21 protein-coding genes and 1 pseudogene are annotated in these 18,054 nt (G+C 69.8%); 12 read left to right on the top strand and 10 right to left on the bottom strand.

All coding sequences use genetic code 11. The features are described 5' to 3' along the window. Positions 1–302, top strand: a pseudogene (locus Q0R63_RS05170) (hypothetical protein); the annotation flags it as partial. Between the two features lie 36 nt (positions 303–338). Here the strand turns inward: Q0R63_RS05170 and Q0R63_RS05165 are convergent. The 4 genes from Q0R63_RS05165 to Q0R63_RS05150 all read right to left on the bottom strand — a co-directional run bounded on the left by Q0R63_RS05165 (position 339) and on the right by Q0R63_RS05150 (position 2,896). Then, positions 339–917, bottom strand: a complete 579-nt coding sequence (locus tag Q0R63_RS05165; protein ID WP_295694965.1) for a heme-binding protein — start codon at positions 915–917, stop codon at positions 339–341. Between the two features lie 189 nt (positions 918–1,106). Continuing rightward, entirely contained in the window at positions 1,107–1,382 is a 276-nt protein-coding gene (locus Q0R63_RS05160; RefSeq protein ID WP_295694963.1) for a hypothetical protein, read from the bottom strand. After that, positions 1,367–1,609, bottom strand: coding sequence for a prevent-host-death protein (locus tag Q0R63_RS05155; RefSeq protein WP_295694960.1), 243 nt, complete (start codon positions 1,607–1,609; stop codon positions 1,367–1,369). The genes Q0R63_RS05160 and Q0R63_RS05155 overlap by 16 nt, the downstream gene beginning before the upstream one ends. Positions 1,610–1,645: 36 nt before the next feature. After that, positions 1,646–2,896, bottom strand: coding sequence for a DUF4143 domain-containing protein (locus Q0R63_RS05150; protein ID WP_295694958.1), 1,251 nt, complete (start codon positions 2,894–2,896; stop codon positions 1,646–1,648). A gap of 670 nt (positions 2,897–3,566) precedes the next feature. On the opposite strand from Q0R63_RS05150, the gene Q0R63_RS05145 reads away from it, so the two are divergent. From Q0R63_RS05145 to Q0R63_RS05130, 4 genes are all read left to right on the top strand, one after another. Then, complete coding sequence (locus tag Q0R63_RS05145; protein WP_295694956.1) at positions 3,567–4,442, top strand: aldo/keto reductase; 876 nt, start codon at positions 3,567–3,569, stop codon at positions 4,440–4,442. Between the two features lie 158 nt (positions 4,443–4,600). Next, positions 4,601–4,969, top strand: coding sequence for a hypothetical protein (locus tag Q0R63_RS05140; RefSeq protein WP_295694953.1), 369 nt, complete (start codon positions 4,601–4,603; stop codon positions 4,967–4,969). Positions 4,970–5,030: 61 nt separating this feature from the next. Continuing rightward, complete coding sequence (locus Q0R63_RS05135) at positions 5,031–5,912, top strand: GNAT family N-acetyltransferase (RefSeq protein ID WP_295694951.1); 882 nt, start codon at positions 5,031–5,033, stop codon at positions 5,910–5,912. Between the two features lie 63 nt (positions 5,913–5,975). Continuing rightward, the gene (locus tag Q0R63_RS05130) at positions 5,976–6,791 is read left to right on the top strand and encodes a crosslink repair DNA glycosylase YcaQ family protein (protein ID WP_295694949.1); all 816 of its coding nucleotides are present in this window, start codon (positions 5,976–5,978) and stop codon (positions 6,789–6,791) included. A 55-nt stretch (positions 6,792–6,846) separates the two neighbouring features. On the opposite strand, the gene Q0R63_RS05125 is transcribed toward Q0R63_RS05130, so the two are convergent. The 3 genes from Q0R63_RS05125 to Q0R63_RS05115 all read right to left on the bottom strand — a co-directional run bounded on the left by Q0R63_RS05125 (position 6,847) and on the right by Q0R63_RS05115 (position 10,000). After that, positions 6,847–7,986 carry a TerC family protein gene (locus Q0R63_RS05125; RefSeq protein WP_295694947.1) on the bottom strand — a complete coding sequence of 380 codons (1,140 nt, stop codon included), beginning with the start codon at positions 7,984–7,986 and terminating at the stop codon, positions 6,847–6,849. Positions 7,987–8,124: 138 nt separating this feature from the next. After that, complete coding sequence (locus Q0R63_RS05120) at positions 8,125–9,303, bottom strand: helix-turn-helix domain-containing protein (RefSeq protein ID WP_295694946.1); 1,179 nt, start codon at positions 9,301–9,303, stop codon at positions 8,125–8,127. Between the two features lie 220 nt (positions 9,304–9,523). Beyond that, positions 9,524–10,000 (bottom strand): DUF4870 domain-containing protein, encoded by a 477-nt coding sequence (locus tag Q0R63_RS05115; RefSeq protein WP_295694944.1) that lies wholly within the window; start codon positions 9,998–10,000, stop codon positions 9,524–9,526. Between the two features lie 81 nt (positions 10,001–10,081). Here Q0R63_RS05115 and Q0R63_RS05110 point away from each other — a divergent pair, with 81 nt between their 5' ends. The 4 genes from Q0R63_RS05110 to Q0R63_RS05095 all read left to right on the top strand — a co-directional run bounded on the left by Q0R63_RS05110 (position 10,082) and on the right by Q0R63_RS05095 (position 13,092). Beyond that, positions 10,082–10,399: a nucleotidyltransferase domain-containing protein gene (locus Q0R63_RS05110; RefSeq protein WP_295694942.1), complete on the top strand. Its 318-nt coding sequence runs from the start codon at positions 10,082–10,084 to the stop codon at positions 10,397–10,399. A gap of 269 nt (positions 10,400–10,668) precedes the next feature. Further along, entirely contained in the window at positions 10,669–11,463 is a 795-nt protein-coding gene (locus Q0R63_RS05105; RefSeq protein WP_295694941.1) for an ATP-binding cassette domain-containing protein, read from the top strand. After that, positions 11,463–12,224, top strand: a complete 762-nt coding sequence (locus Q0R63_RS05100) for an ABC transporter permease (RefSeq protein WP_295694939.1) — start codon at positions 11,463–11,465, stop codon at positions 12,222–12,224. Before Q0R63_RS05105 ends, Q0R63_RS05100 begins: the two co-directional genes overlap by 1 nt. A gap of 58 nt (positions 12,225–12,282) precedes the next feature. Next, positions 12,283–13,092 (top strand): MerR family transcriptional regulator, encoded by an 810-nt coding sequence (locus Q0R63_RS05095; protein ID WP_295694937.1) that lies wholly within the window; start codon positions 12,283–12,285, stop codon positions 13,090–13,092. Positions 13,093–13,272: 180 nt separating this feature from the next. On the opposite strand, the gene Q0R63_RS05090 is transcribed toward Q0R63_RS05095, so the two are convergent. After that, a complete protein-coding gene (locus Q0R63_RS05090) occupies positions 13,273–13,602 on the bottom strand; it encodes a hypothetical protein (protein WP_295694935.1) in 330 nt (109 codons plus the stop codon). A 195-nt stretch (positions 13,603–13,797) separates the two neighbouring features. Here Q0R63_RS05090 and Q0R63_RS05085 point away from each other — a divergent pair, with 195 nt between their 5' ends. After that, positions 13,798–14,160, top strand: a complete 363-nt coding sequence (locus Q0R63_RS05085; RefSeq protein ID WP_295694932.1) for a YciI family protein — start codon at positions 13,798–13,800, stop codon at positions 14,158–14,160. Positions 14,161–14,220: 60 nt separating this feature from the next. Continuing rightward, entirely contained in the window at positions 14,221–15,531 is a 1,311-nt protein-coding gene (locus Q0R63_RS05080; protein WP_295694930.1) for a sigma-70 family RNA polymerase sigma factor, read from the top strand. Positions 15,532–15,664: 133 nt separating this feature from the next. Here Q0R63_RS05080 and Q0R63_RS24495 read toward each other — a convergent pair whose 3' ends face one another. Further along, positions 15,665–16,498, bottom strand: a complete 834-nt coding sequence (locus Q0R63_RS24495; protein ID WP_366521076.1) for an NAD(+)--rifampin ADP-ribosyltransferase — start codon at positions 16,496–16,498, stop codon at positions 15,665–15,667. 156 nt (positions 16,499–16,654) lie between these two features. Here Q0R63_RS24495 and Q0R63_RS05070 point away from each other — a divergent pair, with 156 nt between their 5' ends. Next, positions 16,655–17,353 carry a 4a-hydroxytetrahydrobiopterin dehydratase gene (locus tag Q0R63_RS05070; RefSeq protein ID WP_295694928.1) on the top strand — a complete coding sequence of 233 codons (699 nt, stop codon included), beginning with the start codon at positions 16,655–16,657 and terminating at the stop codon, positions 17,351–17,353. Here the strand turns inward: Q0R63_RS05070 and Q0R63_RS05065 are convergent. Next, positions 17,350–17,835, bottom strand: a complete 486-nt coding sequence (locus Q0R63_RS05065; protein ID WP_295694927.1) for an Rrf2 family transcriptional regulator — start codon at positions 17,833–17,835, stop codon at positions 17,350–17,352. The genes Q0R63_RS05070 and Q0R63_RS05065 overlap by 4 nt on opposite strands. Positions 17,836–18,054: the final 219 nt, after the last annotated feature.

The following is an 18,054-nucleotide window of genomic DNA, read 5'->3' as shown; positions in this document are numbered from 1 at the left end:
CTGTCGGCGACATCATCCCGATGAGCCCGGACGGGAAGCAGGGCATGGTCGTCCGCAGCCTCGACCCGCCCCACTCGATGATCTGGGGGACGCCGGGGGAGACGACCTGGGCCTGGCAGCTCGACCCGACCGGTGAGGGTTCGACCCGGCTCATCACCCGGGTGCGGTCGCGATATCGGTGGCTCTCGCCGTCGATCGCGTTCTCCGCCCTGCTCGAGTTCGGGGACATCTGGATGATGCGCCGGATGCTGCTCAACCTGCGCGCTCGGGCCGAGGCCGCGGCATACCCGGCCCTGGTCTGAGGCCCGGCGCGACCGGTCCGCGGTGGGGTGAGCCGACTACTCCGGTGCGCCTGTGTCCTCGGCCACGTCGACGACCACTTCGTTGCGACGCAGGAACCACGGCTTGTAGGGCGGGTCGAAGCGGGCGAGGCGCGGCGGCCCGACGGCCGTGAGACCCTCGGCCTCGACCGCCTGGAGCAGGGAACGGCGATGCCGTTCGTAGGAGTCCTCGGACCAGCGGCCGGAGTATCGCGACACGGCCGACAACCCCGGCGGCACCGTACGGATCGAGACGTGGGGGTCGGTCGGCTCCGGTGCGGTCGCCTCGGTCATCGAGGCCGGCAGGACGAACGCGACGGCATACCCGCCCTGCGTCGTGCTGCGCTGGACGACGGGTGCGGTCATCGCCACCTTCTGGGGGGACTCGCCCGACTGGATGACGGGTGCCGTCATCTCGACCGAGGTCCGGGACCGGTTCTGGCCGCTGATGTAGCCGAAGAGATACCGGAACGCGGCGCTGCCCGCCTTCTCGAAGGGCAGGTCGATGGTGACCTCCGCCACGACGTGGGAGGGGTAGCGGCGCAGCTCGAACCCGTCGTATTGCCGGACCACCTCGAAAGGCTGCTCTTCCGTCATGTCTCGTGACGTTACTGGGCGCGGGGTTTCGTGTCACCACACCGGCCTCCGGCGGGCGTCCACGAGAATCGGCGGGTGACCCTGGGACTCGCGCGCGTGATCGACGAGACCCGCGACCGGGCGGTGCGACGCCTGGCTGCGTTGGTCGTCGACGACGCAGCCGTTGACCGCTGAGCGTGAGCACGCAGCTCAGCCAACCACGATGCAGTCGAGCAACCGCCCGTGAGCTTCGGCCGTGCCGACGGCGTACGGCTCGACTGGGAAAGTCTCCAGGAGCTTGACGAGGAACTCGCTCCGCGCTGCTCGGTGGGCCTCGGTGGCGAGTTCGATGCCAGTGCGCAGTTCGGCCACCGTGATCCCGGCGACGACAAGATCGTCGTCCTCAGTGATGACCCCGACGAGTTCGACGCGCTCACGCTCGGAGGCGATCAGCACTTCCGTGTCGATGATCAGTCGGTGGGCCATGCCGGTCCCTCGAGCATGGCGGCATCTCGGGCTGCGAGGGCGTCGGCAGCAAAGCCGTCGTCGGGCGCGGTCTCCTTCAGGAGCGCCAGGGCCTCGGCGCCGTTGCCGGCGTTGGCCGGGCCGATGGTCGCGATTCGTCGTCCGCCTCGGGTGACCACGACGACCTCTTCACGTTGAGCGTCATCCAGGATGGCCGCGAACGAGCGGCTGGCCTCGGTTGCCGTCACGGTACGCATGTCATCAGACCATCTGATCCCGCGGCATCAGGCGCCGAGCAGCGCGAGCGGGACCACCGCAACGCCGTCGCGCCGGCGGTAGGCGGTGGTCCCGGTGGTGACGATGACGAGGTCGACGACCTGGTCGGGAAGCTGCTCACGCAACCAATGCAGGTGCCTCACGTCGCGGTCGGTCACCGCGGCAGCAAGCTTGACCTCGATCCCCACGACCTGACCGTCAGGTCCTTCCACGACCAGGTCGACCTCGTGGTCACCGTTGCGGGTGCGGAGGTGACCCACCCGCGCTTCGGCCGCCTGCGCAGCCACGCGCACCGTCAACGTCGCGAGGGACTCGAACAACGGGCCGGCCATGGCGGCGCCAACAGCAGTCGCCAAGGTGGCGGCCGACAAGTTCAGCAACCGGGCCGCCAGCGCCGGGTCGGCGAGCTGGTGCTTGGGCGCTTGCTGAAGTCGCGTCATCGGGTTACGGCTCGGGCTCCAGCCAGGGACCGGGTCGAGCAGCCACAGCGCCGTGAGGTGGTCACGGTAGGCGATGGTCGTCGTCTTGGCCGGCTGAGACCCGTCTCCTGCAGTTGTGGCGTCCAGAATCCCGGAGTAGGCGGTGGTGGTCGACGAGGCTGCGGCATACGCCCGCATCCACCGGAGCAGCGTCTCGGGGCGGCGGAGCGCGAGGCCCTGCTCGGGCAGATCGCGGTCGACCACCCGCTGGAGGTAGGCGTCGAGCTGCCCGCGACGCAGCCGCGCGGGCTGCGTGGCGATGCCCGGGAAACCACTGGTGTCGATGGCAGCGAAGTAGTCGCTCACGAGGTATGCCGTCTCTCCGGCAATCGCTGGGCGTCCACCGTCCAGCAGGGCCCGGAGCGAGATGGTCGGCCTGGTGGCTCCCCGCTCGTGCAGTGCCATCGGCCGCATCCGCAGCGACAGGATGCGTCCGGCTCCGCTGTGGGTGTCGACCCCCGCTCGCGGGGTGGCGCTGCCCGTCAGGAGGAAGCGCCCGGGAGGAGCGCCCTCGTCGACCCGTCGACGCACGGAGTCCCACACCTGCGGCAGCCGCTGCCACTCGTCGATGAGCAGGGTGCCGGGCGGCGCTCCGGCGAAGGTCGGGTCGGCCTCGACCAGAGCTCGCTGCGCCGGGTCGTCGAGCAGCCAACTTGCGCGGGCGCGACGGGTCGCCGTCCCGGTCTTCCCGACCCCTTTCGGCCCGTCCAGGGCGATCGCCGGCGCCAGCGCGAGGAGCTCGTCCAGCTCCTGGTCCACGGTGCGCGATAGGTAGTCCACACACGAACGCTACCTTGAGCAGGATCACTACACTACTTCTAGCAGCATGCTTACCCTACTTTTAGCCGGCAGCCGCGTCCGTGACGCTTGCGCTCAGAAGCTGCGCGGCAGGTGCAGCGCGGTGCCGAGGGTGTCGGCATACAGGCGGCGCGCCTCGGCTCCCACCCACGCCGCGTCACCATGCCGTGCGTAGAGGCGGTCGCCCACGGTGCGCGGAAAGACGTGGACGTGCAGGTGCCAGACGTCCTGGTCGCCGCCGGGCGCGTTGTGCTGGTGTCGAGACCCCTTCGCACGCGTATGCCGATCGCATCCCCACAGCCACGGCCTGGGTCAGGTCCCAGACGGCATGGCCGACGGCGGCTCGCAGGTCGTAGAGGTTCTCGTGGTGTGCGCGGGGGATGACGAGGGCCGCACCCGGGTTCCCCGGCCACCACTTCGGGGCGATCCGCGCGTAGGCGAGATCCGTCACGGCGACGTCGTCCGACGGCGCGTTGTGCTCGCTGCTCTCGCCGCGCTGGATCAGGCAGAACGGACACGAGTAGCCCGGCGGTTCGTGCCTTATCTCCATGCTGAGGACGGTGCCACACACCGGTGGGGTCAACAATCGGCGCTCAGTCCCGACCGTCCTCGTAGGCCGTGAGCCTCGCCTCCCGACCCTAAGATCGTCGCCATGCAGACCCGAAAGCTCGGACCCTTCACCGTGTCGGCCGTCGGACTCGGGGCGATGCCGCTGTCGATGGGCGACAAGGTGAGCGAGACCCGTGAGCAGGCCATCGCGACCGTGCACGCCGCCCTCGACGCGGGCGTGACCTACATCGACACCGCCGACATCTATGCGCCCAGCTGGGACACCATGGGCCACAACGAGAAGGTGGTCGCCGAGGCGCTGGCCGGCTACGGCGACACCAGCCACGTCGTCGTCGGGACCAAGGGCGGGATCACCCGCGGCGAGGGTGAGACGTGGGGCCGCGACGGCTCCCCGGCATACCTGCGTCGGGCGGTCGAGGCCTCCCTGCGAGCCCTTGACCGTGACGTGATCGACCTCTACCAGTGGCACCGTCCGGACCACTGGCGGGTCTACGGCGAGGTCATCGAGACCTTCAAGGCGCTGCAGGACGAGGGCAAGATCCGCGCCATCGGCATCTCCAACGCGGACGTCGAGGAGATCGACGTCGCCATCGAGGTGCTCGGCGAAGGCGGGCTCGCGTCGGTGCAGAACGAGTTCTCCCCGCGGTTTCGCTCCAGCCGCGACGAGCTCGAGCACTGCGGCACGCACGGGATCGCCTTCCTGCCGTGGAGTCCGCTGGGCGGCAGCGGGCAGCGGAGCAAGGAGGTCGGCCGGGTCTACCCCGCCTTCCACGACATCGGCTCCGAACGCGGCGTCAGCGCGCAGCAGGTGGTCCTCGCGTGGGAGCTCGGCCTCGGTGCGCACGTCATCCCGATCCCCGGCGCCAGCCAGCCGGCCTCGATCACCGACTCGATGCACGCCGTCGACCTGCCATTGACTGACGACGAGGTCGCCCGCATCGAGGCCCAGTTCACCTGAACGGCGGGTCCCGAGTTGACCTGGGCGAGACCATCCGGACTAGTCCGTCCGACCGATGGAGGCCCAAACTCCAGCACGGGTCTTTACTCTTTCTTTACTCTTTCGAGAGACGCGCCAGACCCTGATGCTGGCGGCTCACCACTCTTGAAGGAGATGTCATGGCTTGGTTGGGACGTGCCGTTCGCACCTCGCGTCGCCCGCGGGCGATGGTGCCCAGCCCCGGTATGCCGGGTAGCGCGACGTCCTGCACCCAGGGGCAGATCGTGCACCCCGCCCCAGAGCCGACGGCCTCCGGCTCCCTCGCCGCTCCGGGACCCATCACGATCGGCCCCGGTCGGTCGGGCCGGTATGCCGTCACCGATGCGGCGGGACACCCCATCGGGAGGGTCTTCGGTGACTACGTCATCGGCTTCACGATCACCTGCTGGGACCTGAAGTGGACCGTCCCCGATCTCGAGGACGCCTGGGTCTCCCTCCAGCTCGAAGCCAAGGCCCGCGCGCTGAACTCTGTGGACGCCACCGCCTGACGCAGTCTGCGTGCAGAAAACCGGATGCAGGGTCCACTCCATCTGGAGTTTGATCGGGCTCATGTCGATCACGCTCGAGACGGCGACCTCGGACTCGCTGGAGGAGGCTGTCGCCGCGGTGGGGGCCTGGCAGCAGGACCGCCTGCCGGTGCAGCTCCATCCGGGAGACTTCGGGTGGCACTGGCGTCTGGGTGCGGAGGAGCTGGCCAGGGACGTCAGGGTGTGGCGTCGCAGCGGACAGGTCGTGGCCGTGGGCTTCGTGGACAGCGCGGGCCTGATTCGCATGGCCCTCACCCCGGCTGCCGACCAGGACGACAGCCTCGCCTCCCGGCTGATGGCCGACCTCTCCGACCCTGCGCGTGGGGTCCTGCCCGCTGGGGCCGCGAGCGTCGAGGCCCGGTTCGGCTCGGCCTTCCGGGCGCTGCTGCACCGCAGTGGGTGGGTCGGTGACGAGCTCTGGACCCCGCTGTCGCGTGACCTGACAGCGCAGGTGGGGGACTGCGGCATACGGGTCGACGTGGTTGACCGCGGCTCGGCCAACGCCAGCTCCGTCCAGGATCGGGTCGCGGTGCAGCTGGCAGCGTTCCCCACCTCGACGTTCACGGTCGAGCGGTGGCACACGATGGCCGCCGCCTCGCCCTACCGTCGGGCCCGGTGCCTGGTCGCGTATGCCGCGAACGGCGCCGCCGTCGCCACGGTGACGGTGTGGTCGGCCGGCCCGGGACGACCCGGGTTGCTCGAGCCGATGGGCGTCCACCGGGACCACCGCGGCCATGGGTACGGGACCGCGATCTGCCTCGCCGCAGCGTCCGCGTTGCGTGAGATGGGGTCCTCGAGCGCATCGGTGTGCACGCCGAACGCCAACGTCGGCGGCGTGGCGACCTACGTCTCGGCCGGCTTCCGGAGGCTCCCTGACGTGACCGACTTCCGCCGCGTCAGCTGAGATCTCGTCCGCTGCTGTCGGCCAGGAAACCCTGGTGACCAGGTCGGTTTCCGTCCGGAACCGGTGCGAGGCTGCCGGGATGAGCACCTCGGGCGAGATGTCGGTGACCTGTGGCCGGACTTCCGGGCTGCGGTGCGCGCCGCGCTGACCGACGGACCACTGACCGTCGCCGAGCTCGGCCACGCGCTGACGGGCCAGCGCGCCTACCGACACCTGAGACCGGTCTTCGACGAGGGCGCCGGCACCTTGATCAAGCCGCTGACCTGGCAGGGGGACATGAGCCTCGGTCCGCCGCGAGACGGGGTGGCCACCGTTCAGCGCCTCGACGAGAACCCCAGGTGGCGCGGCATACCCGACCTCGACGATGCCGGTCCGCGCGCCATCACGGCATACCTGAGGGCGTATGGGCCGGCCACGCAAGACCACCTGCACCACTGGCTCGGCAACGGCCTGAGTGCAGGCCGCGGGCGGATCGGCTCCTGGTTCGCGGGGCTGGGCGACCGGCTGGTCGCCGTCGGCGTCGACGGGACCACGGCCTACGTCGTGCGCGAGGACGTCGATGCCCTCGAGGCCGCGCGCCCGTCCGAGACCGTGCGGTTCCTGCCCGGGCACGACCAATGGGTGATCGGCCCCGGCACCAAGGACGTCCACGTCACCCCGGAGTCCCGTCGCGACCTCATGACGCGCAAGGCCAATCCGGTGATCGTCGGTGGCGTCGTCTGCGGGACGTGGGCGCGCAAGGGTGACGAGCTGACCGTGACCTGGCTCGACGAGCGAACACGGCCCGATGAGGCGATCGAGCGCGAGTCCGACCGGCTCGCCGACCTGCTCGGCCGGGAGCTTCGCCTCATCATGACCTCCGAGCCATCTCGTGCCTAGGCGGCCGGAGCCCCCGGTGACCGGGTGGTCACCGGGGGCTCCGGGGGTGCGGAAGCTAGCGGAGGTCCTTCTCCAGCGAGCTGTCGTTACGGCCGTCCGAGCCGTATGCCACTGAGCCGCCCTCCGGGTCGTCGGCGACGGTGTCACCGGTCGCGGTAGCAGCCGGGATGTCAGCAGCCTCGACCGTCGGGTCCGGGGTGGTCTGTTCCTCCACCGGCAGCGGCCGGGCGAGGCTCAGGATGATCGAGCCGGCCAGCAGCACCACGATGACCGCGAGGCTCGCCAGCGAGGGGATCTCCGGGACGGAGGTGGAGATGTTCTCGTGGCTGGCCTGGAGGATCAGCTTGAGACCGATGAAGGCCAGAATGACGGCGAGTCCCTTGCCCAGGTAATGGAACTTCTCCAGCAGCCCGGACAGCAGGAAGTAGAGCGCGCGCAGGCCGAGGATGGCGAAGGCGTTGGACGTGTAGACGATGAACGCGTCGGAGCTGACGGCCAGCACGGCGGGCACGCTGTCGACGGCGAAGATCAGGTCGGCGGCCTCGATGGCGACGACGACGGCGAGCAGCGGTGTGCCGTAACGCTTGCCGGCTTCCTTGATGAAGAACTTGGTGCCGTGGTACTCGTCCTTCATCGGAATGACCTTGCGCATCGCCTTCAGCGCGAAGGAGGTCGACGGGTCGTAGTCGTCGTCGTCGCCCTTGATGAGCTTCCAGGCGCTGTAGAGCAGGACCGCGGCGAAGAGGAACAGCACCGGCGAGAAGCGCTCGACGATCTGGACGCCGAGGGCCAGGAAGATCCCGCGGAACACCAGGGCGCCGATGACCCCGAAGAAGAGCACCCGGTGCTGGTACTTGGCGGGCACCTTGAAGTAGGCGAAGATCAGCGCGAAGACGAAGAGGTTGTCCACCGACAGGCTCTTCTCGAGCAGCCACGCGGTGAAGTACTGGACCCCGGCGCTCTCGGTCGTCGCGGGGACCAGAGCCCCGGCGGCGTCGGTGATCATCGCGGGTTCGACGAAGGTCCAGACGACGACGCCGAAGACGACGGCCAGTCCCACCCAGCCGATGCTCCAGCGGGCGGCCTCCTTGAAGCCGATGACGTGGTCGTCGCGGTGGGCCAACAGGTCGATGGTCAGGGCCACGACCACGGTGACCGCGAAGCCGATCCACAGCCAGAGGGGCACGTCGTACACGGGGTTCTCCTTCTCGTCAGGTGCTGCGCTTCGCGTTCTGCGCTCCTCACAAGGGTGCGGTATTCGGCGGCTCGTTCCTGGGTCGACGGCCGGACCAGTCCCGTTGCTCAAACTGCCGACGGTCGGCAATCGGAGGGGTCAGCCGCGGTCGAGCGGCACCTCCGGCCAGCTCAGTAGTCGTGCGGCGATGACCGCCGCCTGGAGGGTGAAGCGCTGCGCCGGGTCGGTGGGGTCGGTGCCCAACAGCTCGCGAACCCGCTGCAGTCGATAGGTCACCGCGCGCACGGACAGGTGCAGCCGTACGGCCGTGGCTGTGGAGACCCCGCCGGTCGCGTAGTAGGCGTCGAGCGTCTCCAGCAGCGGCCGGGCGCCGCCGCGAGCCGTGGCCAGCGGGCCGAGCACGGTGCTGATGAGCTCGTCCACGGACACCCGGTCACGCAGCAGCACCTGATAGGCCACGAGCTCGGAGGCGTCGACGACCGGGGTCTCCAGCCGCAGCCGGTCCGCGAGGTCGAGCGCGCCCAACGCCTGCTCGTAGGACACCCGCACCGAGGTGGCGCCGGCCAGCGTGCGCCCCACCGCGGCCTGCCAGCTGCGCCCCGCCGCTACGCCGGGAAGGGCCTCAGCCAGCACCCCGAGCAACCGCCGACCCACCAGCGTCACGCTCGCGGCGTCGGGGGCCGCGAAGATACAGACCAGTAGCCCGTTCTTCACTGCCACAACAGGGTTCGCGTCCCCGTGGCGGCCGGCCAGCGCGCGCTCCAGCCGCCGCGGCACCGAGGTGGTGGACGGGTCGTCGAAGGTCAGCTCGTAACGCGCCACCAGCACGGCGTGCGGGCTGGTGAGGTCGAGGCCCTGGTCAGCAGCGCGCCCGGTCACCGCAGCAGCGTCCGGCCCGCCGGCGAGCAGGGTGTCGAACAGCTCGCGGCGGGTCGACTCCTGCTGGCGGGAGAGGTCGTTGCGGGCGAGCTGGAAGCCCTCGGCGAGCGCGGCCACGGCGTCGTCGGCCGCCCGCAGCACGGCCAGACCCGCGGCGCGCACCCGAGCGGCGTCCCCGTCGGCCACCACGTCCAGCCGTTCCCACAGCCGCCAGCACGCGGAGAGGTAGAGATCGATGAGCGCGCGCAGTGGCACCCCGGCCTGGGCGGCGACCGAGCCGCGTTCCCCGCAGGCGGTGAGCTCCCTGTGGCTCAGCCGCCGTCCCGAGGACGCCGCCTCGACGACAATGGGGAGAAAGTACCCCAGCAGGGCCGGGTCGACGCCACCGGCGTCATCGGCCGCGCCGTCGGCGACGGAACGAATCACGTCGGGATCCATCGGTCCTCCTTGCCGAACCCTGGCAATGCCCAGGGTTGCGGCCAGTGTCCCACCCAGGACTGCTCCGGCGGTCGTCGTCCGCGACTCCGGCCCGTGTGGATGGCCGGTCACGGCCGTGAGGGGAGCCAGACCGAGACCGTATGCTGCGCGGCATACGGTCTCGCTGCGGGGGGTAGTCGTGCGGCAGCGCCTCAAGCCGACCTCGAGACCGCCGCTCCCGTCATCGCGTGGCGGACTTTGCTCGCGCACCACGGACGATGCGCCACGGCGTCAGGGGGTAGCGCCACCACTCGCGCCGGGACGCCCTGACGGCGCCGATGATGCTGAAGACGGCAGTCAGGACGAAAACTCCGGCCATGGCCAGCCACACGGTGAGGAACACCCGCACGTCGGGGTGGGCGCCGCCGATGAGGTAGCGCAGGTAGAAGGGGAGCCCGACCCTGTTCCACACGATGCCAAACCAGATCTGCGCGTTCAGCGCCTCAGTCGCGTGGTGCCTGATGACGGAGTCGTCCTTGCCGGCGGTCAGTCGCACGGCCAGGGGCGTGATGATCGGCGTGCCGCGGAGGCGCACCAGCGGCTGGGTCGCGGCAGCGACGAGGGCGTCCGCAAGGTGTTGTCGCGCCTCGTCGGGCAGGGGGTGGTGCTGGTCGAGACGCCAGCCCGATACCCCGTATATCGCCTTAACCGTGAGCACCTAGCCGCACCCCACATCGAGGCGCTCACCCGAGTGAGAGGGGAGCTGCTCGACCGCATCCGCGCGTCAGTGCGGAGCTGGATGGTCGAACCGATCCACGCCGGCCTCTTCGGGTCCTTCGCGAGGGGCACCGCCGATTCGGACAGCGATATCGATGTGCTGCTCATCGGTCCGGTCATCCTGACCGACGTCGAGGACGCCGACTGGCTGGAGCAGCTCGACCGCCTCGATCTCCAGATCAGGATGTGGACCGGCAACATCGCCCAGATCATCGACATCAGTCCGGCCACCCTCGCCCAGATGGTCCGTGAGCGCGATCCCTTGATCGACTCATGGCGAGCCGACGACATCCCCGTGCAGGGCAAACTCCTCCTGGACCTGCTCCGAGAGTTGCGATGACGCCACGCGCCTCTGGCCGTGTGGTCGTGTGGTCGCGCACGCTGCCGCGCCTCTCCTCGATCGGCTGCGGGTAGCAGAACTCGCGGCGGTTCGACACCACGGCGTGGTGACAACAGCGGGGTGGGGTCAGCGCTCCGTCTTGCCGGTCCACCGGGTATGCCGAGTGCATCCCGGCGCGACGTCCGCCCGCCGGGGGGCGAGCGGCAATACCGAGCCGCCGAAGATCAGTGCTTGACCCTGACGCAGGGTCAGGGTTGCAGGCTGTGGCCATGACCACGACACCAGCCATCGAGATCGATGGACTCACCAAGTCGTACGGCGACCATCCGGTGCTCGAGGGGGTCGGTCTGAGCGTCCCCTCGGGCACCATCTTCGCGCTGCTCGGCTCCAACGGCGCCGGCAAGACCACGGTGGTGAAGATCCTGTCCACGCTGCTCAAGGCGGACGGCGGAACTGCCGCCGTCAACGGGTACGACGTCGCCACCCAACCCGCAAACGTCCGCGAATCAATAAGCCTCACAGGCCAGTTCGCCGCCGTCGACGAGATCCTCACCGGCCGGGAGAACCTCGTGCTCGTCGCCCAGCTGCGCCGTCTCAAGGACTCGGGCCAGATCGCAGACGACCTGCTCGCGCGGTTCGCGCTGACCGACGCGGCCAACCAGAAGGCGGCGACCTACTCCGGCGGCATGCGGCGCCGCCTCGAGATCGCGATGAGCCTGATCGGCAACCCGCCCGTGCTCTTCCTCGACGAGCCGACGACCGGGCTCGACCCGCAGTCACGGCTCGAGGTCTGGAGGACCGTGCAGGAGCTCGCCGGCCAGGGCACCACCGTGCTGCTCACCACGCAGCACCTCGATGAGGCCGAGCACCTCGCGGACCAGATCGCGGTGCTCCACGAGGGTCGGATCATCGCCAACGGCACCCTCGCCGAGCTCACGCAGCTGCTCCCGCCGGCCACGGTCGAATACGTCGAGAAGCAGCCCACCCTCGAAGACATCTTCCTCGCGATCGTCGGCCACGACGCTCCCCCACCCACCCAGACCACCACCGTCAGGACCCACTGATGACCAGCTACGTCGTCCACGACACCGCCGTCCTGACCCAGCGCTCCCTGCGCCACATCCTGCGCAGCCCGGACACGATCATCACCACCGTCGCCACACCGATCGCCATGCTGCTGCCGTTCGTCTACGTCTTCGGCAGTGCGATCCAGATCGGCACCGGCAGCTACGTCAACTACCTGCTGCCCGGCATACTCCTCATCACCGTCGCCTCGGGCATCGCCTACACCGCCTTCCGGCTCTTCACCGACGTCTCGAGCGGCATCTTCGAACGCTTCCAGTCGATGCCCATCACCCGGTCGGCCGTGCTGTGGAGCCACGTCCTGACGTCGGTCGTGGCCAACCTGACCTCGCTCGCGCTGGTCGTCATCGTCGCGGTGGCGATGGGATTCCGTTCCGCCGCAGGCCTGCTCGCCTGGCTCGCGGTCCTCGGGATCATGGCCCTGTTCACCCTGGCGCTGACCTGGCTGGCCGTCATCCCCGGACTGACGGCGACGACGGTCGACGGGGTGAGCGGGTTCTCCTACCCGCTGATCTTCCTGCCGTTCATCAGCTCGGCCTTCGTGCCCACCTCCGGCATGCCGGGCCCGGTGCGCTGGTTCGCCGAGCACCAGCCCGTCACCTCGATCGTCGACACCATCCGCAACCTCTACGCCGTGCAGCCGGTCGGCAACGGCGGCTGGATCGCCCTCGGCTGGTGCGTCGGCCTCCTGCTCGTGGCCTACGCACTCGCGATGCGCACCTACCGCCGCAAGATCGCGTGAGCGCCACCACCAGTCAGCCGGGCTTCGAAGAGTCCTCGGAACGCAGAGACTAGGGACCATGCTGACGATCGGCGAGATCGCCTCGTATGCCGGTGTGACGGTGCGCGCGGTCCGCCACTACGACGCCAAGGGCTTGCTCTCCGAGCCCGAGCGCGACCACTCCGGCTACCGGCGCTACGACGCAGCGGCGGTGGTCGAGCTCGTCAGGATCCGCACCCTGGCTGACGCCGGCGTCCCGCTTTCGCGGGTGCACGAGCTCCTGGCGGCAGGCGACGAGGAGTTCGCGTCTGCGGTGGAGGACATCGACCGCCGCCTCCGCGCCGAGATCCGCGAACGCCAGCATCACCGGCAGCGGATCGCCAAGCTCGCGGCTGGCGACAGCCTGACGCTGCCGCCCGAGGCGCTCGCCTACCTCGACCGGATGCGCCAGCTCGGACTTCCGCGGCTGATGGTCGAGGCCGAGCGGGATGCCTGGATCCTCGTGGCCGCGCAGCTTCCGGAGCACATGCAGTTCTACATGGAGGTCAAGCAGCAGCAGATGGACGACCCGGCAACCGTCGAGCTCTACCGTGATCTCGCCGCATCGATCGAGTGGGAGGCGGACGACGTTCGGGTGGTGGCCATCGCCGACCGACTCACCGGACTTCTCGGATCGGCCGGGGTCGAGGACTGGGAGGCCCACGACAACGAGGTGAGCGACGATCTCGCCGAGCTCCTCGACTCCGTCTTCCTCGACTCGCTGCCCATCGCCCGCCGGCTGATGGACCTCCTCGAGGAGCGCGGCTGGACGGGCTGGACCAACATCAGGCGGGTGGACCGCACGGTCTCAGGTGGCCAGGACAACCACGACAGCCCGAACCGGCGATGACGGAGCGGGGTCTCCCTCAAACAGCGATCCGGCCCAGTTCGCATCCACGGGACTGGCACAGGACGGAGTGGTGACCACAGCGGGATGTGGTCACCGCTACCCCTCGAGGATCCGGGGTCCTTCGAGGCGATGCCGGCCGTAGAGGAGTGCGGCGTCAGCTGGTGAGGTCGTGGTCGAGGGCTACGGCAGTGCCTTGAGCTCAGCTGTGACCTCGTTGACGATCCTCGACAGCAGCCGCTCCCACTTGGCCTGAGTAGGGGCTCCCTGGTAGGCGTAGGAACCCTGATTGCTTTCGACGGAAAGGGAGAAGGCACTACCGCCGGGTTCACTTCCGGACACGGTGAAGAGCGCCAGCCACGGCATGAGCTGCTCCGCCCTCGGCGAGTTGCTCCCCATGATCCGGTACTTGACGCGTGAGCCGCCCGTCGCGAGGAGATCCGCATCGGTGGATCGGATCTTGGCGCCATACCGAGCGAGGGCAACGCGGACCCGCTCGAGAGCCTCGGGCACGGATAGAGGCGTCAGACCTGACGACTCGAAACCGATTGGTGCCACCACTGTCGCCCCTCCCTCCTCCGACAGGAGTCGGCATCCCGGCGGAAAAGAACTTCGATACTGGATGTCGAAGACGCTGACAGCGGTTCGACGTACGTGCACGAAGCACTTCCCCACCGACCAGTAGGAGTGATCAGTATGCCGCGTTTCATGGGATTCGTGAGGATGGAAGAGAACATCGGCACCCCGCCCCAGGCGCTGTTCGATGCGATGGACGTCCACATCGGCGAGCGGGCCGCCAAGGGCGTGTTCCTCGACGGAGGCGGTCTCTACGGGACCGAGGACGCCGTGAACTACATCGTCCGCGCCGGCGAGATCAGCCGGGTCGACGGACCCTACGCCGAGGCCAAGGAGGTCGTCCGTGGCTGGTCCATCATGCAGTACGACACGCGCGAGGAGGCCGTCACCGATGTGCAGGCCTTCGCCGAGGTCCACGCGAAGCACTGGCCCGAGGTCACGGTGATCTCGACCCTGCGGCAGATCTCCGACGGCCCGGACGCCCCCGGCGAGTGACTCGTAGCAGCACGACCCACTGAGCGGGACTCGCTGCCTGGGACTCGCTACGCTGGCAACGTGCCGGCACCCACCAGTACGGATGCCTCGCACGAGGCCATCCTCGCCGCGTGGCGGGCCGAGTCGGCCCGCCTCGTCGGCGCCCTCACCCGGATGACCCGTGATCTGGAGCTCGCTGAGGACCTCGCGCAGGACGCCCTCGTGGCCGCGCTGGAGCAGTGGCCGACCACCGGCATACCGGACAACCCGGTCGCGTGGCTGATGGCCATCGTGAAGCGGCGCGGCATCGACCACTTCCGGCGCGCCGACACCCTTCGCCGCAAGACGGCGGAGCTCGCACACGCCCGGCTCGGGCACGGCGGAGAGGAGGAGACGATGCCCGACCTCGACGGCCGGGTCGGTCAGGTCGATGACATCGAGGACGACGTCCTGCGACTCATCTTCCTGTGCTGCCATCCCGCGCTGTCGGCCGAGTCCCGGGCCGCGCTGACCCTGCGTCTGATCGGCGGCCTGACCACCGCCGAGATCGCCCGTGGGTTCCTCGCCACCGAGTCGTCGATGGGCCAGCGGATCTCGCGCGCCAAGAAGACGTTGTCCACAGCTCACGCCGAGTTCGAGCTGCCCACCGGGCTGGAGCGGGCCAAGCGCATCGACGACGTGATGGCCGTGATCTACCTGATCTTCAACGAGGGCTACACGGCCACCGCCGGCCAGGACTGGATGCGTCCCGACCTGGCGAACGAGGCGATGAGGCTCGCGCGGATGCTGGCCGCGCTCGTCCCCGACGAGCTGGAGGCGCTCGGCCTCCAGGCGCTGCTGGAGATCCAGGGATCGCGGATGGCCGCCCGTATCGACGAACAGGGAGAGCCGGTCCTGCTGGAGGCGCAGGACCGGACCCGCTGGGACCAGCTGCTCAACCGCCGCGGACTGGCGGCCCTGCATCGGGCCGAGCTCCTCGCCTCGCAGGGTATGCCGGTCGGGAAGTACTTCCTGCAGGCCTCGATCGCCGCCCAGCACGCCCGCGCCGGGCGAGCCGAGGACACGAACTGGCGCCGGATCGCGGCGTTCTACGACGTCCTCGCCGCCGCCGCCCCGGGGCCCGTCGTCGAGGTGAACCGGGCGGTCGCGCATGGGCGGGCGTTCGGCCCGGACGCGGGGCTCGCCGTACTGGCGGGGCTGGACGCGGGTGCCCTCGGCGACTCGCCGCTCATGCCCAGCGTGCGCGGCGACCTGCTCGAGCGCGCCGGGCGGCAGACACAAGCGGCCGAGGCGTTCACCCAGGCGGCCGCCCGGACCAGCAACGAGAGCGAACGTGCCCTCCTGCACCGTCGGGCCGGCCAGAACCTGACGCCCGGGTCGACACCGAGGTAGTCCGCCCGTAGCACCCTCGAGCCTCACACAGCCGTCTCGGTCAGCGTCAGTCGTCCATCGCTTCGATGCCGAGCTCGGCCAGCTCGGCCATCCGTTCGCGCAGGTGAAGGACAACCGCCGGTGCAGGTCGCCCTCAGCCGGTGATCTCCTCGAGGACCCGCAGCGGCTCGGTCGTCCGGTAGGACCGGGTCGGGTTGCCGGCGAAGCGCTTGTCGGTGAGGTTCGGATCGTCCTCGATCGGGCCGAGCGGCTCGACCCGATAGACCCGACCAGGCCCGTCACCGCGAGCGAGCTCGGCCGCCAGTGGCGCGCCCTCGCGCGAAGCCGTCACGTAGATGTGCTTGGACAGGCGCCCCGAACCGTAGTTGGAACGCCATCCCGGTGTCAGCAGCTCACCCGGACGCCGGTCGGCTCTCGTTCCGTGGAAGAACGGCCCGAGGTCGTCCACCACGCGCGGCGTCGGAGGCGGATCCCGGAGCAGGCTGTCGAGTCGTCCCATCAGGGCCGCGACCCGGGTCCGCCCCTGCGGCGCCCGCGGGTAGCGGCCCAGCACGTCGAGGACGACCGGCGTCGCTCGCGTGGCGGCGGCGGTGATCACGTACTCCGCGACGACGGGGTCGTCGCCGCGGGCGAGCTCGGCCGCCCGGGCGGCGTGGGCCGTCGACCCCAGGATGTGGCGCACCTGCGTCGCCTTCGCGAGCGGATGCAGGTATGCCGCCGCGGCGGCATCCGCTGCCGCGGTGGCTGCGTGCTGGGCAGCCTCGGACGACGCGTCCCGTGCTGCGCGGTGGGCGTCGGTCGCGGCAGTCCGTTGAAGCCGCGAACGTGGAGCGCCGTCGGCGACGACTCGCGCGGCGTCGAGCGCCGCCGCCGGGCGAGGGTCCTCGGGACGGTCCTTGTGGAAGATGACGAGTGCAGGTGCGGCGCACGCCGCGGCATACCGGACGACCGCCCGCAGGTCGTCCATGGTCAGCACGAAGTCCCTCGGACGTGTCCCTATCGACCTGAGTTTGGCACGAATCGCCGTGGTAGGAGCTGTGCAGCTCAACAGCGAAAGCAGGTGTCGGTGGCCTGTGCCAGAGTCGCCGACAACCCCCAGCCGATCAGACAGCAGGTGATGTGAGTGAGCGACACGACCGAGACCCCGCCCGACCCGAAGCGCACGCTGACCGAGCAGGACCTGGTCAGCGAAGACCTGCCCGACTGGCGGATGCTGATCGACCGGCTGCATGCCAGCTTCGACACCGGTGACTTCGTCAGCGCGGTCACGCTGGTCAACGCGATCAGCCTGGCTGCCGAGGAGATGGACCACCATCCCGACCTCGACGTGGCCTACGGGCGGCTCGACGTCCGGCTGATCAGTCACGACGTCGGGGGGGTGACCTCGCGCGACGTGGCTCTGGCCCTGACCATCAGCGAACTGGCCCGGGCCGCCGGGGCCACACCGCACCCGGAGCGCACCAGCGTCCTCGAGCTCGGCCTCGACTCGGCCGACGAGGCCGAGATCAGGCCGTTCTGGGCGGCGCTGCTCGACTACGACGCGGTCGAGGCCTGGGGGGAGATCGAGATCCGCGACGCCACCGGTCGCAGGGCGACGATCTGGTTCCAGCCCACCGACGCCCACGACGTTCCGCGGCAGCGCTGTCACCTCGATCTGCGGATCCCGCCGGAGGTGGTCGAGGACCGGATCGCTGCTGCCATCAAGGCCGGCGGCGAGCTGGTCGACGACACCGCCGCGCCCGCGTTCTGGGTGCTGGCCGACCCGCAGGGCAACCGGGCCTGCCTGAGCCGCCGACGACGAGATGGTCACGGCGATGGTTAGGCGTGCAGTGCGGCGAACCGCTCTCGGGTTACCTGTGGGGTCTCGGGGAAGTAGTGCTCGACCTCGGCTTTCAGGTCGGCGAGGGTCCGGCCGGCCAGCGCCTGTCGCCAGGCCAGCTCGGCACGCCGCATCGCGCCCGACACCAGGCAGGTGCTGCGGTAGTCGACGTCGGGCCGGCCCCCGGGCCCCTGGCGCAGAATCTCCTCACACCGGAACAGCGGATCGGCACCCTCCATCGCCGTCACCACGTCGAGCAAGGTGATGTCACCGGGCCGACGCGCCAGCGCGAAACCGCCACGCGGCCCCGGCGACGACGTCAGAATGCCGGCCCGCACCAGCCCCTGAAGCTGCTTGTTCAGGTAGGGCGCCGGCAGGTCGTAGAACGCCGCCAGCCGCGCGGTCGACACACCCCGGCCGGTCTCCAGCCACGTCAGATTCAGACAGGTGTGAACCGCCCACTCGACTCCCTGACCCAAGCGCATACCTGGATACTACGAGTCCAGATTGCTCGGCGTCAAGCACGGCCGACCACGCGGCGGCGGCGGATCCCCCGGCCCATCAGCTGTCCCACTGGCCGATGGCGAGCTCCATCGGCGAATGCGCACGTGAGCGACCGGTTCTGCCGCTGGACGACAGGTCACGTTCCGACAGACCCGTCCGACAACCGCTCCGCAATGGGGACGTCGTACGGCGCCACCTGC

The organism is Lapillicoccus sp., assembly GCF_025353065.1.
Taxonomy (GTDB): Bacteria; Actinomycetota; Actinomycetes; order Actinomycetales; family Dermatophilaceae; genus Lapillicoccus.
Note: the sequence above shows the minus strand (reverse complement) of the source record. Positions and strands in the feature narration are given on the sequence as shown.